Raw genomic sequence first — 535 nt, 5'->3', positions numbered from 1 at the left:
GGTGGGAGGTGGTGCGCATCCGCACGGGAAAGCTGCTGCCGCTCGGCCCCCACGACCTGGTCGCCACGGGGGTCACGGCCGCGCTGGCGGACCGCCTGGTCGACCGGCTCCGCGATGTCCGCGGTCCGCTGCTCGTCGACGCCTGGGGGCGCTGACCGAGTCGCGCGGCGGCTGCGGGACGGTCCTCCGGGACCCGTCCCCGTCGCTCCGTCCCCGTCGCTCCGTCCCGGTGTCCGGCTCGGCGGAGTGGGACCCGCGGATGCAGTGCCGGCGAGTGGGAACCGTCGAGTGGGAACCGGCGAGTCGGAGCGGTCGAGTCGCAGCCGCCCGCTCGCGGTCGACGCGTCAGAGCCGGAGCGCCAGCGCCTCGCTGCGCCAGCGGCGGTGCAGAGCCCAGGGGTCGGGCTCCCCGGCGCGCACGGTCTCGATGTGGGCGTCGAGCGCGGCGGGCGAGCACTCGAGCAGCAGCGGCACGCCCAGTTCGCCGACGAGCGCCTGGAGCGCACCGAGTGGTTCGCGCGCAGCCCCGCGCTCG

General features: G+C 77.0%; 1 pseudogene. It reads right to left on the bottom strand.

From position 1 onward, the window contains the following. Positions 1-345 precede the first annotated feature (345 nt). Positions 346-535 (bottom strand): annotated as a pseudogene (locus C5C27_RS18320) (hypothetical protein); the annotation flags it as partial.

It is taken from the genome of Rathayibacter sp. AY2B7, assembly GCF_002931635.1.
Classification (GTDB): domain Bacteria; phylum Actinomycetota; class Actinomycetes; order Actinomycetales; family Microbacteriaceae; genus Rathayibacter.
The sequence above is the reverse complement of the archived record's forward strand: the minus strand, read 5'-3'. Positions and strand labels throughout refer to the sequence as shown.